This window comes from Aeromonas sp. 55A (assembly GCF_051919665.1).
Taxonomy (GTDB): domain Bacteria; phylum Pseudomonadota; class Gammaproteobacteria; order Enterobacterales; family Aeromonadaceae; genus Aeromonas; species Aeromonas veronii.
In genome coordinates this window covers 1,044,137-1,057,700 of record NZ_JBQBEH010000008.1, presented here as the reverse complement: position 1 = coordinate 1,057,700, position 13,564 = coordinate 1,044,137, and the positions used below count along the sequence as shown (strand labels likewise).

At 61.2% G+C, this 13,564-nt stretch carries 14 protein-coding genes and 4 tRNA genes; 9 read left to right on the top strand and 9 right to left on the bottom strand.

Translation table 11 applies throughout. The annotated features are described in order from the left end of the window. Positions 1-57: 57 nt before the first annotated feature. Entirely contained in the window at positions 58-666 is a 609-nt protein-coding gene (locus ACTG2G_RS08900; protein ID WP_005355070.1) for a TetR/AcrR family transcriptional regulator, read from the top strand. A gap of 11 nt (positions 667-677) precedes the next feature. Further along, the gene (mdtD, locus tag ACTG2G_RS08895) at positions 678-2,081 is read left to right on the top strand and encodes a multidrug transporter subunit MdtD (RefSeq protein ID WP_439985377.1); all 1,404 of its coding nucleotides are present in this window, start codon (positions 678-680) and stop codon (positions 2,079-2,081) included. Here the strand turns inward: mdtD and ACTG2G_RS08890 are convergent. From ACTG2G_RS08890 to folB, 3 genes are all read right to left on the bottom strand, one after another. Continuing rightward, positions 2,053-2,541: a YbaK/EbsC family protein gene (locus tag ACTG2G_RS08890; RefSeq protein ID WP_439985376.1), complete on the bottom strand. Its 489-nt coding sequence runs from the start codon at positions 2,539-2,541 to the stop codon at positions 2,053-2,055. The genes mdtD and ACTG2G_RS08890 overlap by 29 nt on opposite strands. 126 nt (positions 2,542-2,667) lie before the next feature. Further along, a complete protein-coding gene (gene folK, locus ACTG2G_RS08885) occupies positions 2,668-3,177 on the bottom strand; it encodes a 2-amino-4-hydroxy-6-hydroxymethyldihydropteridine diphosphokinase (RefSeq protein ID WP_439985375.1) in 510 nt (169 codons plus the stop codon). After that, positions 3,177-3,548: a dihydroneopterin aldolase gene (gene folB, locus ACTG2G_RS08880; protein ID WP_270905374.1), complete on the bottom strand. Its 372-nt coding sequence runs from the start codon at positions 3,546-3,548 to the stop codon at positions 3,177-3,179. Before folB ends, folK begins: the two co-directional genes overlap by 1 nt. A 157-nt stretch (positions 3,549-3,705) precedes the next feature. On the opposite strand from folB, the gene plsY reads away from it, so the two are divergent. From plsY to ACTG2G_RS08850, 6 genes are all read left to right on the top strand, one after another. After that, positions 3,706-4,368 carry a glycerol-3-phosphate 1-O-acyltransferase PlsY gene (gene plsY, locus ACTG2G_RS08875; RefSeq protein WP_139405176.1) on the top strand — a complete coding sequence of 221 codons (663 nt, stop codon included), beginning with the start codon at positions 3,706-3,708 and terminating at the stop codon, positions 4,366-4,368. Positions 4,369-4,415: 47 nt separating this feature from the next. Then, positions 4,416-4,491: transfer RNA gene (locus ACTG2G_RS08870), tRNA-Phe, on the top strand. Between the two features lie 52 nt (positions 4,492-4,543). After that, positions 4,544-4,619, top strand: a tRNA-Thr gene (locus ACTG2G_RS08865). 3 nt (positions 4,620-4,622) lie between these two features. After that, a tRNA-Phe gene (locus ACTG2G_RS08860) sits at positions 4,623-4,698 on the top strand. Between the two features lie 8 nt (positions 4,699-4,706). Continuing rightward, positions 4,707-4,782, top strand: a tRNA-Asn gene (locus tag ACTG2G_RS08855). A gap of 105 nt (positions 4,783-4,887) precedes the next feature. Beyond that, positions 4,888-6,060, top strand: coding sequence for a CD0519/CD1768 family membrane protein (locus ACTG2G_RS08850; protein WP_005355060.1), 1,173 nt, complete (start codon positions 4,888-4,890; stop codon positions 6,058-6,060). A 63-nt stretch (positions 6,061-6,123) separates the two neighbouring features. On the opposite strand, the gene ACTG2G_RS08845 is transcribed toward ACTG2G_RS08850, so the two are convergent. After that, complete coding sequence (locus ACTG2G_RS08845) at positions 6,124-6,816, bottom strand: B3/B4 domain-containing protein (RefSeq protein WP_421387996.1); 693 nt, start codon at positions 6,814-6,816, stop codon at positions 6,124-6,126. Between the two features lie 431 nt (positions 6,817-7,247). On the opposite strand from ACTG2G_RS08845, the gene ACTG2G_RS08840 reads away from it, so the two are divergent. Beyond that, positions 7,248-7,703: a hypothetical protein gene (locus ACTG2G_RS08840; protein WP_421387998.1), complete on the top strand. Its 456-nt coding sequence runs from the start codon at positions 7,248-7,250 to the stop codon at positions 7,701-7,703. A 74-nt stretch (positions 7,704-7,777) separates the two neighbouring features. On the opposite strand, the gene argH is transcribed toward ACTG2G_RS08840, so the two are convergent. The 5 genes from argH to argC all read right to left on the bottom strand — a co-directional run bounded on the left by argH (position 7,778) and on the right by argC (position 13,425). Further along, a complete protein-coding gene (argH, locus tag ACTG2G_RS08835) occupies positions 7,778-9,163 on the bottom strand; it encodes an argininosuccinate lyase (protein ID WP_421388001.1) in 1,386 nt (461 codons plus the stop codon). Positions 9,164-9,373: 210 nt separating this feature from the next. Continuing rightward, positions 9,374-10,609, bottom strand: a complete 1,236-nt coding sequence (locus tag ACTG2G_RS08830) for an argininosuccinate synthase (protein WP_421388003.1) — start codon at positions 10,607-10,609, stop codon at positions 9,374-9,376. Positions 10,610-10,677: 68 nt separating this feature from the next. Next, positions 10,678-11,589 (bottom strand): ornithine carbamoyltransferase, encoded by a 912-nt coding sequence (locus tag ACTG2G_RS08825; protein WP_421388006.1) that lies wholly within the window; start codon positions 11,587-11,589, stop codon positions 10,678-10,680. A 25-nt stretch (positions 11,590-11,614) separates the two neighbouring features. Next, positions 11,615-12,394 carry an acetylglutamate kinase gene (argB, locus tag ACTG2G_RS08820; protein ID WP_421388008.1) on the bottom strand — a complete coding sequence of 260 codons (780 nt, stop codon included), beginning with the start codon at positions 12,392-12,394 and terminating at the stop codon, positions 11,615-11,617. A gap of 23 nt (positions 12,395-12,417) precedes the next feature. Then, positions 12,418-13,425 carry an N-acetyl-gamma-glutamyl-phosphate reductase gene (gene argC, locus ACTG2G_RS08815; RefSeq protein WP_227341842.1) on the bottom strand — a complete coding sequence of 336 codons (1,008 nt, stop codon included), beginning with the start codon at positions 13,423-13,425 and terminating at the stop codon, positions 12,418-12,420. Between the last annotated feature and the right edge of the window lie 139 nt (positions 13,426-13,564).

The following is a 13,564-nucleotide window of genomic DNA, read 5'->3' as shown; positions in this document are numbered from 1 at the left end:
ACACCGGTGAGTCTAGTTTTTCGAAACTAGACTGTCCAGTTTGATTGTGGAGGAAAAATGAACATTTCACCCCGTAGTCAGCAGAAGCGGGCTGCGATCCTCGATGCTGCCGGGCGGCTCTTCTGTCAGCACGGTCTGCATCTGGTCAGCATGGACATGGTGGCCAGTGAAGCGGGCGTCTCCAAGCAGACGGTCTACAGCCATTTTGCCAACAAGGAGTCGCTGTTTGCCGAAGCGGTGGGCAGCAAGTGCGTCAGCAGTGAGCTGATGCCGGAGGTGTTGCTGCGTGGCAACAACGTACGGGAGAGCCTGATTGCCTTTGGTCGCAGCTTTCGCAAGTTGATCCTGAGCGATGATGCCATCAATATCTTTCGCACCTGCATCAGCTGCAACGATGCCCAGCTGGCCACCCTTTTTTTCGAGGCGGGCCCGCTCTATGTGACCGAGATGCTGTCCAACTGGCTGGAGCAGCAGAAGCAGCAAGGCCTGCTGTGCCATCAAGACAGCGAACAGGCCGCCTTGCAGCTGTTGCTCATGTGGCAGGGCAAGGAGCGCATGCTCCGTGAGCTGGGTCTGCCGTTGACCCAGAGCGCTGCCGAGCAGGATGCCTGGACTCTGAGTTGTGTCGATCTCTTCCTGACCGCCGCCGCTCCCCCGCAAAAATAATGGAGGTGGCAATGAGCCACACAGTGACAGATGCCCAGCGCAAGTGGCTGCCCCTGCTGGCGGCGGTCGGTTTCTTTATGCAGGCGCTGGATGGCACCATTCTCAACACCGCCCTGCCCAGCATGGCCGAGACCTTGGGAGAGAGCCCGCTGCAGATGCAGTCGGTGATCATTGCCTACATGTTGACGGTGGCGTTGCTGATCCCGGCTTCCGGCTGGCTGGCTGACAGATTCGGCACCCGCCGCATCTATCTGGCTGCCATCTCGCTCTTTACCCTCGGCTCGATCGCCTGCGCCGCCTCCAATTCCCTCTCCATGCTGGTGGCCGCCCGTGTGCTTCAGGGGATTGGCGGTGCGCTGTTGATGCCGGTGGGACGGTTGGCGGTGCTGCGGGTCTATGACAAGCACGAGCTGCTGCGGGTGATGTCGTTTGTCACCATTCCGGGGCTGCTTGGCCCGTTGATGGGGCCGGCGCTCGGTGGCTGGCTGGTGGAAGTGGCGAGCTGGCACTGGGTGTTTCTCATCAACCTGCCGGTGGGGCTGCTCGGCTTTATCGCCAGCTGGCACTTTATGCCGGAGCTGCGGCAGCAGACCGCCCGGTTCGACTGGCAGGGATTTGTGCTGTTCAGCGTCGGCATGGTGCTGGTGTCGGTCGGCTTGCAGGGGCTGGGGGAGCACAGCATCTCCACCGGTTGGGCGCTGTTTGCACTGATCTTCGGCTTGGCGGCGATGGCGAGCTACTGGCTCTATGCCGCCAATGCACCGCAGCCGCTCTTTAGCCTGAACCTGTTCAAGACCGCCACCTTTGCCATCGGCATCTGGGGCAACCTGTTTGCCCGCCTCGGCAGCGGCGCCATGCCCTTCCTCACTCCGTTGTTTCTGCAGCTGGGGCTCGGTTTCTCCCCGAGCAAGGCAGGGATGACCATGATCCCCACCGTGATTGGCGCCATGCTGACCAAGACACTGGTGAACAAGCTGATTCCGAAGGTGGGCTATCGCCGCATTCTGATCGGCAACACCCTGTTGCTGGGGGCGATGATCGCCAGCTTCTACTTTATCGACAACCAGCTCCCCTACGGGGTCCTGCTGGGCTGGCTGGCGATCTTCGGCGCCATCAACTCGCTGCAGTTCTCCGCCATGAACACTCTCACGCTGCAAGATCTCAGCCCGACCCTGGCCAGCAGTGGCAACGGTCTGCTCTCGGTGGTGATGCAGCTCTCCATGAGTTTGGGGGTGGCGATTGCCGCCAGCCTGCTCGGGCTCTTCTCGGCGGGCACCTCAGCGGCCAACGGCCAGTGGCTGGCCGGGTTCCATCTTACCTACCTCTGTGTCGGGTTGCTCTCCATGCTGGCGGCGCTGATCTTCGCCCAGCTGGCGCGCGATGGGGCTACGCCGTCGGCGCGGGCAGATAGCTGACCTCGCAGGGGAGCTGCGCCAACACTTCGGCCAGATGCTCGGTCGCCAACAGAAAGGTCTGCTCCGGGTGGCCCGGAGTCCAGGTGAAGGCGGTGTGGTTGAGCAGTTGCGGATCCACCAGTAGCGGAATATCGGCGCGGGGCAGGAAGGGGCAGACCGCCCCCGGCAGGCAGCCAATCTCCGCCTGCATCTCTTCGGCGGTGCAGATGGAGGGCTTGGCACCGAGTGCGGCCTTGACCGCCTTGTTGTCGAGCCTGCCGTCCCTGTGGGTCAGCAGCAGGGCGAAGCGGCCATCCTTGAACTTGAGAAACAGGGTCTTGCTGAACTCCGCCTGCCAGCCGAGGTGGGCTTTGACCTTTTCGTCGGTGGCGTAGTCGAGGATGGGTTCATGCTCATAGCGCTGGTGGGGCAGTTCGGCCAGCAGCTGGCAGTTGAAGTGGTGAATGGTATCGAGTGGCATGGGGTTCTCCTGTAGTGGGCGCTATCCTGCCAGCCTCGCAGGGTCAGGCCCAATGACACTTTCTTATCCGTGATAAGCAACCCTGTCCGTGAAAACAACAAGGGCGCCGTGAGGCGCCCTTGCGGATCAGTGATGTTGCAATTCGCACGCTTCCCAGTGAAAGGGAATGGGGCACAGCTGCTGGGAAGCCTTGTCATAGGCTTGCCACAGCTCGTCCATGGTGCGGCCATCGACGGGGTGGCGCAGTTTGGGAGCCAGCTCGGCCAGCGGCCACAGCACGAAGGCGTTGGTGAGGATCTCGCCGCGCGGCAGCACCAGCGGGGTGTCGCAGACCAGATCGCCATAGAGCAGCAGATCGAGATCCAGGGTGCGCGGGGCGAACTTCTTGGCATCCGGCTCGCGGCCGTGGGCGAACTCCATGGCCCGCAGTCGCTGGCAGACGGTGGTCAGCGGCAGATCGGTCTCGGCAGCCACCACCAGGTTGTAGAAGGGGCGGCCGTTGAAGCCGACCGCTTCGCTCTCGAATACCCGGGAGACCCGCAGTTCGCCAAATTCGGCGTGCAGGGCATCGAGCCCGGCACGGATATGGCGCTCCCGCTCGATGTTGGAGCCCAGGCTGATATAGATGGTGGTCATCAGTTGCTGCTCGCGGCCGGCGTGCGATGGCGCAGGATCTCGACGCCGACCCCGGCGGCATTGGGCACGGCGCCCGGCTTGGTGAGGGTCACCTTGACCCACTGCACCCGCGCGTCGGTCAGAACCAGCATGGCGACCTGCTCGGCCATGGTCTCGACCAGCTCGACCACCTTGCCGCTGACATGTTCGCAAATCTTGTTGGAGAGGTCGGCATAATCCAGTGCCAGATTAATGTCGTCGGTTGCTGCCGCGGGGCGGTTGTCGAACCCCATCTCGAGGTCAAAACGGAGCTTTTGGCGAATGCCCTTCTCCCACTCATATACACCTATGGTGGTCAAAACTTCGAGTCCGCGAATAAACACCTTGTCCATGACTGTACTTCTTCTTTACTCTTGATGGGCTGTGATGACAGCGCAGGGATGCTGGCCGGGCAACAGGCTTGCCGAGGCGCTCTGGGTGGGCATGGGCCCATGCCAGCGTATGTGGCCCGCATCATACCCCATTCATATCGTGGTAAAAACGACCAAGATGACGGCCCTGACGATTTTGATGATTATTCTGGCCTACCTGGGTGGTTCACTATCCAGTGCTGTGCTGGTCTCCCGTTGCTCCGGTCTGCCCGACCCGCGGGATCATGGCTCCCACAATCCGGGGGCAACCAATGTGCTGCGCCTCGGTGGCCGGATGGCGGCGCTGGTGGTGCTGCTGCTTGATGTGCTCAAGGGCACTGTGCCTGTCTATCTCGCCTGGTATCTGCAGATCAAACCCGTTTACCTCGGCTTTATCGGGGTCGCCGCCTGTCTCGGCCATATGTACCCCATCTTCTTTCATTTTCGTGGTGGCAAAGGAGTCGCCACGGCACTGGGGACCATGATGCCCATCGGTTTCACCATGGGGGGCGCCGTGATAGGTACCTGGCTGCTGGTGCTGCTGGTGAGCGGCTACTCCTCGCTGGCCTCCATCATTACCGTGCTGCTGACGCCGCTCTTTACCTACCTGCTCAAACCCGAATATACCCTGCCAGTCTCCCTGCTCTCCTGCCTCATTCTGATCCGCCATCACGAGAACATCTCCCGCCTGCTCAAGGGGGAGGAACCCAGAGTCTGGGGGCGAAAAGGCGCGGCCTGTGCCGAAGAAGTGGCAGAAATGGACGATGTTGCGCAAAAAAGAGACGAACGAGACAAAAAGTGAAATTTCCCGTTGACCATCTGCCTTAAAATCCGTTTAATAGCGCCCACGCCCAGATAGCTCAGTCGGTAGAGCAGGGGATTGAAAATCCCCGTGTCGGCGGTTCGATTCCGTCTCTGGGCACCAATTTTGGTGCCATGAAATAAAAAATTTGTTCATGCACAATGGTTTAAAGTGTGCCGGCTTAGCTCAGTAGGTAGAGCAACTGACTTGTAATCAGTAGGTCACCAGTTCGATTCCGGTAGCCGGCACCATTTGCCCAGATAGCTCAGTCGGTAGAGCAGGGGATTGAAAATCCCCGTGTCGGCGGTTCGATTCCGTCTCTGGGCACCAATTACAATTCCTCCTTAGTTCAGTCGGTAGAACGGCGGACTGTTAATCCGTATGTCACTGGTTCAAGTCCAGTAGGAGGAGCCAATTCAAAAAGCCCTTGTCGCAAGACAAGGGCTTTTTTCTATTTGGCGCAGCCATTTTTTAACCATAAAAACAACCACACACGCACAGATGAACCGCAGGATAGATATGGAAAATCATGTAGTTATAGAGTCAAAGGGGCGACTTGCCGCCATTCGGAACTGGATGGAACCCGTGCTGGTGCTGCTTATTCTCGGCAGCCTGTTCGGTTACCTCGGCAGCCAGATGGGCCTCTCTGCCATGGTCAACACCCTGTTCAATACCGCCCACCAGCTGCTGCTCAATACTGTGCTCTTTATCATGGGGATCACGGTGCTCTCCGGTGCCCTGAGCCAGCTGTTGAGCGAGTTCGGGGTGATCCGCCTGCTGGAGGTGCTGCTGGCCCCCCTGATGAAGCCGGTGTTTCGTCTGCCCGGTCGCACCGCCCTGGCTGCGCTGATGACCTTCTTCTCCGACAACCCGGCGGTGATCAGCCTCGCCAAGGACAGCCGCTTTCGCAAAGGTTTCACCCCCTGGCAGCTGGTGTCGCTCACCAACTTCGGCACCGCCTTTGGCATGGGACTGATCGTGGTGACCTTTATGGCCACCTTGCAGCTGCCGAGCGGTGAATCCACCGCCAGCGCGGCGCTGATCGGGTTGCTGGGGGCTCTGGTGGGCTCGGTGGTCTCTACCCGACTGATGCAACGGATGATCCGCCCCTTGGTGGGGGAAGTGCTGAACGATGACGCTGTATCGTCCGATGGCCGCAAGGTAGGGGTGACCAAAGAGGCGGCTCCCGGCTGGCTGCGGATCCTCAACTCTCTACTCGATGGCGGCAAATCCGGTGTGGAGCTGGGGATGGCGGTGATCCCCGGCGTGCTGATCATCAGTACCTTCGTGATGCTGCTCACCTTCGGACCCGGCGACAAGGGCTATACCGGCGAAGCGTTTCAGGGGGTAGCCCTGCTGCCGGTGCTGGCCGCCAAGGTGAGCTGGCTGTTTGACCTGCTGTTTGGCTTCCAGCAGCCGGAGCTGGTCGCCTTCCCGGCTACCTCCCTCGGTGCTGTCGGCGCCGCTATGTCGCTGGTGCCCCCCTTTATCGCCAAAGGGTGGATTACCGGTAACGAGGTCGCGGTGTTTACCGCCATGGGGATGTGCTGGAGTGGCTTCCTGAGCACCCACACCGCCATGCTGGATGCCCTCGGCTATCGCCACCTCACCTCCCGCGCCATCGTTGCCCACACCATCGGCGGCCTGTGTGCCGGTGTGGCCGCTCACCAGCTCTATCTGCTGCTGGGCTGAGCAGAGTGAAAAGAGAGAGGGGCGCTGCGGCGCCCCTCTCTGTATCCTGCTGACGAAAATCGCCTATTCGTTATGGCCGATCAGGTTCTGCGCGATCACCGCTTCCGGCATCATCTCCCGCAGCCCGGCGATCAGTTTTTCCCCCGCCTCATGCAGCGCAGCCAGCGGCATCTCGGTCAGGCTCTCCAGAATGAACCACATCTGGCCCGAATCGACACTGAGTCGGGTACGCACACCCTGCCGCCAGTTCCAGCGCCGACAGGTCACCCCCCTGTCATCCCGCCAGACCACCTCGCCGGGCTCTACCGCTTCGTGGGTCGGCTCGCCCCCCTTCATGGTATCGAACTGCTCGCTGCCATCGGCAACCACCAGTCGCGGCAACCCCTCATAGGCGAGCAGGTTTTCGCCCCCCACCGGAATGGCGTAGCGGATGCTGATGGCGTTGTAGAGATCGACCACGGGATCGATGGCCGGCAGGTTGCCGTCGCGGGCGACCCGCTTTCTCAGGGCCTCGGCGGAACAGGGAGTCCGCTGCGGCTTGGCGCCGAACTTTCTGAACAGATCGCCCCAGGCGGCGAGATGCGCCTCTGCCCACGGTACATCGGCGGTCAGCATGGCGGTGCAGGCCTCATCAAGGGCTCGCGCCCCCACGTTCGGGTCGACCACGGCGGCGGCCTGCACCGTGATGCTCAAAGCGCGAAAGCCGGGAGCCAACTGGCTGACTTCGGGGGAGATATGGGGGGTGATCAGGGACATAGCGACTCCATAAACGAAAAAGGCGGGGAGAAGGCGGCTGCCGGCCAGCATAACGGCGACGGCAAATCCGGTTTGAGAGCCATCATGCGCGAACATTTTATATAAGAAAATTTACATTATCTTAATGGCCATAAGTTTCATGAATGAAAAATGGCGTGATCGAGGGGGTGGCGGGCGTGGAGGGAAAGCAATCCCGTCGCTTCCGGTTTGCTCCGGCAATGCCCTTTGCCGCCCTGACCCGCCGCGGCAGCCGCTGGCCGTCCGGCTCCCTCCTGATATCCGCAGTGGTCATGCCCAAGCACGAGGCGGCCATGCAAATCGTTCGGTGGCTCAATGAGTTGGCAATGGTTGGCGTTTTTTTCATCGTTCTGGCCCCGCTTATGCACATCTCTTGGCAACACCATTCAGGGTCGTTGTCGCGGAGAGATATCATGATCAGCAACCTGCTCCCCCTTGCCTCTATCGCCCTCAAGCTGGGCAGTCAGCTGCTTGGCAGCAGTAGCAAACCTGAGCCTGTGCAGCAAACCGTGCAGGAAGAGCGCCTCGCCCCGACCGTCCAGAGCCTGTTCCAGCGGCTGGGAGTCAAGGATGCCAATAGCGAGCAGAACCGCGCAGCCATCAACCACTTTATGGGGGAGCTGATGCAGACTCTGGGGCAGGAGAATGGCGGCCAATCCCTCCCGGCTGCCATCGATAGCGTCCGCAACCAGCTGGCTAGCGGCACCCAGAGTACCCGCCTCGATGCGCTGCAAAGCGAGCTTGATACTCTCAAGGATTCCCTCGGTGCCAGCCATCTCAACCTCGATCAGCTGCTCGACGCCTTTAAACAGACCTTGCCCAATGGCAAGGGGGAAGGGGTTGGCAAACTGCTCAATGCCAGTGCCTGAACCGCGGTGAGCAATAAAAAACGGCAACCGAGGTTGCCGTTTTTATTTCTATTTCGGATGACTATTACCGTGGATTAACCCACCCGTTTGGCCAGCCAGGTTTCGGCGGCAGTAAGGGCTGCTTCTACCTGTTCGCGGGCGACACCGCCTTTGGCAACCCGTTTGGCCAGGGTCGCTTCCAGTTCCAGATTGGGGTAGACGTCGAACTCGATTACCGGGCTGAAGCGCTGGAACTCGCCGATGGAGAGCTCCTCCAGCGGTTTGCCCACGCTGATGGCGAATACCACGGTTTCACCGACGATATGGTGCGCCTCACGGAACGGGATCCCCTTGGACACCAGATAGTCCGCCAGCTCGGTGGCGTTGGCGTAACCGCCCTGGGCCGCCGCCATGGTGCGCTCGCCATTCACTTTCAGATCGATCAGCACCAGCGCCGCCATGTCGAGGCAGTCGTGCCAGGTGTCGAGGGCATCGAACAGCCCCTCCTTGTCTTCCTGCATGTCCTTGTTGTAGGCCAGCGGCAGCGCCTTGAGGCTCATCAGCATGCCCATCTGGGCGCCGACCACCCGGCCGGTCTTGCTACGGATCAGCTCCAGCGCATCCGGGTTCTTCTTCTGCGGCATCAGGGAGGAGCCGGAAGTGACCGCATCGGAGAGCTCGACAAAGCCCGCCTCGCCGGTGTTGTAGAAGATGAGATCTTCAGCAAAGCGCGACAGGTGGGTCATGGAGAGGGACGCCACGTGCATCAGTTCCACTACGTGATCCCGATCGGAGACCGAATCCAGACTGTTGCGGGTGGCGCCGGCAAAGCCCATGTCGAGCGCCAGCGCTTCGCGGTCGATGGCGTAGGCAGTGCCCGCCAGCGCACCGCAGCCGAGCGGGCTGGTGTCGAGACGTTTGAGGGCATCCTGCAGCCGTGAGTAATCCCGCTCCAGCATCTCCACATAGGCCAGCGCCCAGTGGGCGAAGGTGACCGGCTGTGCCCGCTGTAGGTGGGTGTAACCGGGCAGCACCGCAGCCTGATTGGCGCGAGCGGAGGCGACCAGCCCCTGCTGCAGGGCGGTGATGGAGCCGAGCAGCAGCTCGCCCTGCGCCTTGCACCAGAGTTTCAGGTCGGTGGCGACCTGATCGTTGCGCGAGCGGCCGGTGTGTAGCTTCTTGCCGAGATCGCCGACGGCGGCGATGAGCTGGCTCTCGACCCAGGAGTGAATGTCTTCGGCATCCGAGCTCAGGATCTGCTGGGGATCCTGCTGCACCGAGGCGAGCAGCACCTCCATCGCCTGCTGTAACTTGCCCTGCTCATCGGCGGTCAATACGCCCACCTTGACCAGCGCTTTGGCCCAGGCCATGGAGCCTTGAATATCCTGCTCCGCCAGTCGGTAATCGAACCGCAGCGAATCGTTGAACTGCTTGAACCGGCTATCGGCTCCCTGACTGAAGCGTCCACCCCAAAGTGCCATACTGCTCTCCTTGAATGCGTTGTCGGCGGCGCCCTGGCCACCGAGCTTGAAATCGTGCCCTGTTTTTCTGCGAGCCTGTTATCTCACAGAAGCGGCCGGGGCGCTGCCGCTCTTGTCACACCCGCTGATGATGGGTCAGGGGCTATGCCCTCTGTCTGTAGAAGAGGGGGCCATGCCCCCTCAACGGAATCAACGGGTTATCGCGCTTGCTTAGCCGTGGGTATGGTCGCCACCGATGGCTTGATGCTGCTCCTTCATGGCGCGGATCCGGCTGGCCAGGGTGTAGAGACGGATAAAGCCTTCGGCATGGCTCTGGTCGTACACTTCGTCGGCACCGAAGGTGGCGAAGTCTTCGGAGTAGAGGCTGTTCGGCGACTTCTTCTGCACCGCAGTGACCTGACCCTTGTACATCTTCAGCACTACTTCACCGTCGAGATCTTCGGCGATGGCGTTGGCCGAGGCGAGGATCGCCTTGCACAGCGGAGTGAACCAGCGACCGTCATAGACCAGATGGGAGAACTCGGCACCCAGCTTTTCCCGCCAGGCGCGGGTCGGGCGATCCAGTACCAGCTCTTCCACGGCGCGCAGCGCGGCGACCATCACGGTACCGCCCGGGGTCTCGTAGCAGCCACGGGACTTCATCCCCACCATCCGGTTTTCGGTGATGTCGATGCGGCCCACGCCGTGCTTGCCAGCACGCTCGTTCAGGGTCATCAGGATCTGGTGCGGGCTGAGCGGCTGGTCGTCAACGGCCACCACTTCACCCAGCGCCACGGTCAGCTTGACGTACTCCGGCTGATCCGGAGCCTGCTCGGCCGGTACGGTCCACTGCCAGACCGCTTCGGACGGCTCGTTCCAGGTGCTCTCCAGCTCGCCACCCTCGGTGGAGATGTGCCAGGCGTTGGCGTCGCGGCTGTAGATCTTCTTCAGGGTCGCCTTGCAGGGGATGTTGCGGGTCTCCAGATAGGAGAGCAGATCTTCCCGGGAGCGCATGTCCCAGATCCGCCACGGGGCGATCACTTTCAGCTGGGGGGCCAGCGCAGCGACCGCGCCTTCGAAACGCACCTGATCGTTGCCCTTGCCGGTGCAGCCGTGGGAGATGGCATCAGCCCCTTCCGCCAGTGCCGCTTCGACCATCGCCTTGGCGATCACCGGACGGGCCATGGAGGTGCCCAGCAGATAGGTGCCCTCATAGACGGCGCCGGTCTTCAGGGTCGGATAGACGTACTCTTTGACGAACTCTTCCCGCAGATCCTTGATGATGCACTTGGTGGCACCTGAGGCGATGGCCTTCTGCTCGATCCCTTCCAGATCGTCGCGCTCCTGACCGACGTCGGCCACAAAGGCGATGATTTCGGCGTCATAGTGCTCTTTCAGCCAGGGAATGATGGCCGAGGTATCCAGTCCACCCGAGTAAGCCAGTACGATCTTGTTGATTCCGCTCATGTTACTTCTCTCCGTGATGATTCGATGATGATTCAATAAAAGTGTCGTGATTCAGGTTGAGTGCCGCGTTACTTGCCGCCGAGAAGGGTCAGCAACACGGCGTTCTGGATATGCATCCGGTTTTCGGCCTCGTCCATGATGAGGGAGGCGGGGCCATCCATCACCTGCGAGGTGATCTCCAGCTCCCGGTGCGCCGGCTGGCAATGCAGCACATGCTGAATGCCGGTGCGGTCGAGCAGGGCCTGATTGATCTGGTAAGGCATAAAGAGGTCTTTGACCTGCTCCATCGGGGTGTTGTCACCCATGGAGACCCAGGTATCTGTGTAGGCAACGTCGAACCCTTCGATATCCGCCACGTCATCGCTGATGTGGATGGTTGCCCCCGACTTGGCAGCCAGTGCCTGCGCCTGCAGGAAGATCTGGGTATCCGGGCCGTGGCCTTTCGGGCAGATCAGGGTCACGTCGGTGCCTAGAGTCGCCCCCAGCAGCAGCAGAGAGTGGCTGACGTTGTTGCCATCACCGAGGTAGGCAAGCTTCACCTTCGACAGGTCGTCGTAGTGCTCGGCAATGGTCATAAAGTCGGCCAGCCCCTGACAGGGGTGGTAGAGGTTGCACAGGCTGTTCACCACCGGCACTGTGCCGTGCCCCGCCAGCTCGACCAGAGTCTGGTGATCGAACACCCGAGCGACGATGGCATCACACCAGCGCGACAGGTTGGCGGCGAAATCTTTCACCGACTCCCGCTTGCCCAGCGCGCCGTTTTGTTGATCCAGATAGACGCTGTGGCCGCCCAGTTTGGCGATGCCGATGTCGAAGGTGACCCGGGTACGCAGGGAGGGTTTCTCGAACAGGGTGACCACGCTCTTGCCGGCCAGCGCCTGGCTGTACTTCTTCGGGTCGGCTTTCACTGCTTTGCCCAGCGCAATCAGCGCTTCAATCTGGGCTTTGTTCAGATCACTGTCTTTCAGAAGATGTTGCATCGGATATTCCTTGTTCCGGTGGAGATCAAATGGCTACCTGGGTGCCGACCGCGCCGCCAGCCAGCAGCTTGAGCAGCTGATCCGGGTAACGCCAGCTGGCGACACAGACCGGCTTGCCGAGGGTCTCGGCGGCGTGCAGGGCCGCTTCTACCTTGACCGCCATGCCGTCCGTGATCACCCCTTTCTCCATCAGATCCAGCGCGGTCAGCTTGTCGAGCTGGGGCACCAGCTTGCCCTTGCCATCCAGGATGCCGCTTACATCGGAGAGCATCACCAGATCGGCACCGAGCGCCTCGGCAATGGCGGTGGCCGCCTGATCTGCGTTGACGTTCATCAGCTGCCCCTCGGCTGTGATGCCGATGGAGCTCACCACCGGCAAGAAGCCCTGACCGAGGATGCCTGCTACCAGTGCCGGGTTGCCCGGTTTGCACTCGCCGACCGCGCCGAGATCCGGGTCGAGCTGGGTCACCTGACACAGGCCGCCATCTGCCAGACAGAGCCCCACCGCCGGAATGCCGGTGGCGATCGCCTTGGCCATCATCTGCTTGTTGGCTGTGCCCGCCAGCGCCCCGGCAATAAAGGGGATCTGCTCGAACGGGGTCACCCGCAAGCCATTCTTCTTGGTGGAGGTGAGACCCAGCCCCTTGAGCAGGTCATCCACCAGACAGCCACCGCCGTGCACCAGCACCAGCGGACGGTGCTGATCGTCGAGAAAGGTTTTGAGGGTGGCGAACAGGGCGGTCAGCGCCTCGTCGTTCTCGATAAGGGCACCGCCCAGCTTGATTACCAGAGTCTGCTTGTTCATCGTTGCAATCCTTCCTTGAGTCCTTAAATCAGGCCGGTGGCCGGTTCAAATCCGAATTTGATATTTATGCACTGCATGGCCTGGGAGGCGGCGCCCTTGAGCAGGTTGTCGATGGCGGATACCACCACCAGCATGTTGCCCTGCTGTTGCCAGGCGATATCGCAGTAAGGGGTGTTTGCCACACCGCGAATAGAGGGCATCTGGCCGGTGAGGCGCACCAGCGGCTTGCCTTCGTAAGCCTTGAGGAAGGCCTGATCCACCTGGGTCGGCGTCACGCCGTCCGCCAGCTGCACATAGATGGTGGCCAGAATGCCGCGCACATAGTTGCCAAGGTGGGGCTGGAACAGCACCTCCTTGCCGAGGTGGTGGCTGATCTCCGGCTGGTGTCTGTGGTTGAAGGTGCCGTAAGGGTTGAGGCTCACTTCGCAGAAGCTGGTGTTGATGGCCGCTTTGCGACCGGCGCCGGAAACCCCGGAGACGGCGTTGATGATGGGCTGCCACCCCTTGGCAATCAGGCCATCCTGCTGCAGCGGCTTGAGGGCGCACAGCGATGCTGTCGGGTAGCAACCGGGTACGGCTACCAGCTGGGCGCTGGCGATGGCATCGGCATTCCACTCGGCCAGACCGTAGGCGGCCTGATCCAGCCACTGTTCGCTGTCGTGGGTGAATCCGTAGAAGCTGTCGTAAAAGCCCTGATCCTTGACCCGGAAGGCGCCGGAGAGATCGAACACCGGCAGCCCCTTGGCGAGAAACTTGGGGGCAAGCGTGGCGCTCACCTCGTGGGCGGTGGCCAGCAGCACCAGATCGGCCTGGGTCAGGATCCGGGTCATGCCGTCGTCGTCCAGCGGCAGCAGCGGCTGATCGAGGGCGCCGACCCACTGGGGATGCAGGGAAGAGAAGCGCTTGTGGGCATCCTGACTGCCGGCGGAGACATAGAGGCCGAACAGTTTGAGTTGTGGGTGGTTCTGTACCAGTGCGGCCAGTTCGGCTCCCGCGTAGCCACTGGCACCGACGATAACGGTGTTAAGCATGTTGAATATTCCAAGTCAGAGTTCGAGATTCACAGCATGGTGCTGCAGTGCACAAGGGTGTTCGATCGCCCCTTTGCACAAGTGCGGAGGGGCAATTCAGGCGGGTGTGTGTCGTCGGTTATAGATCAGGTGACAGAAC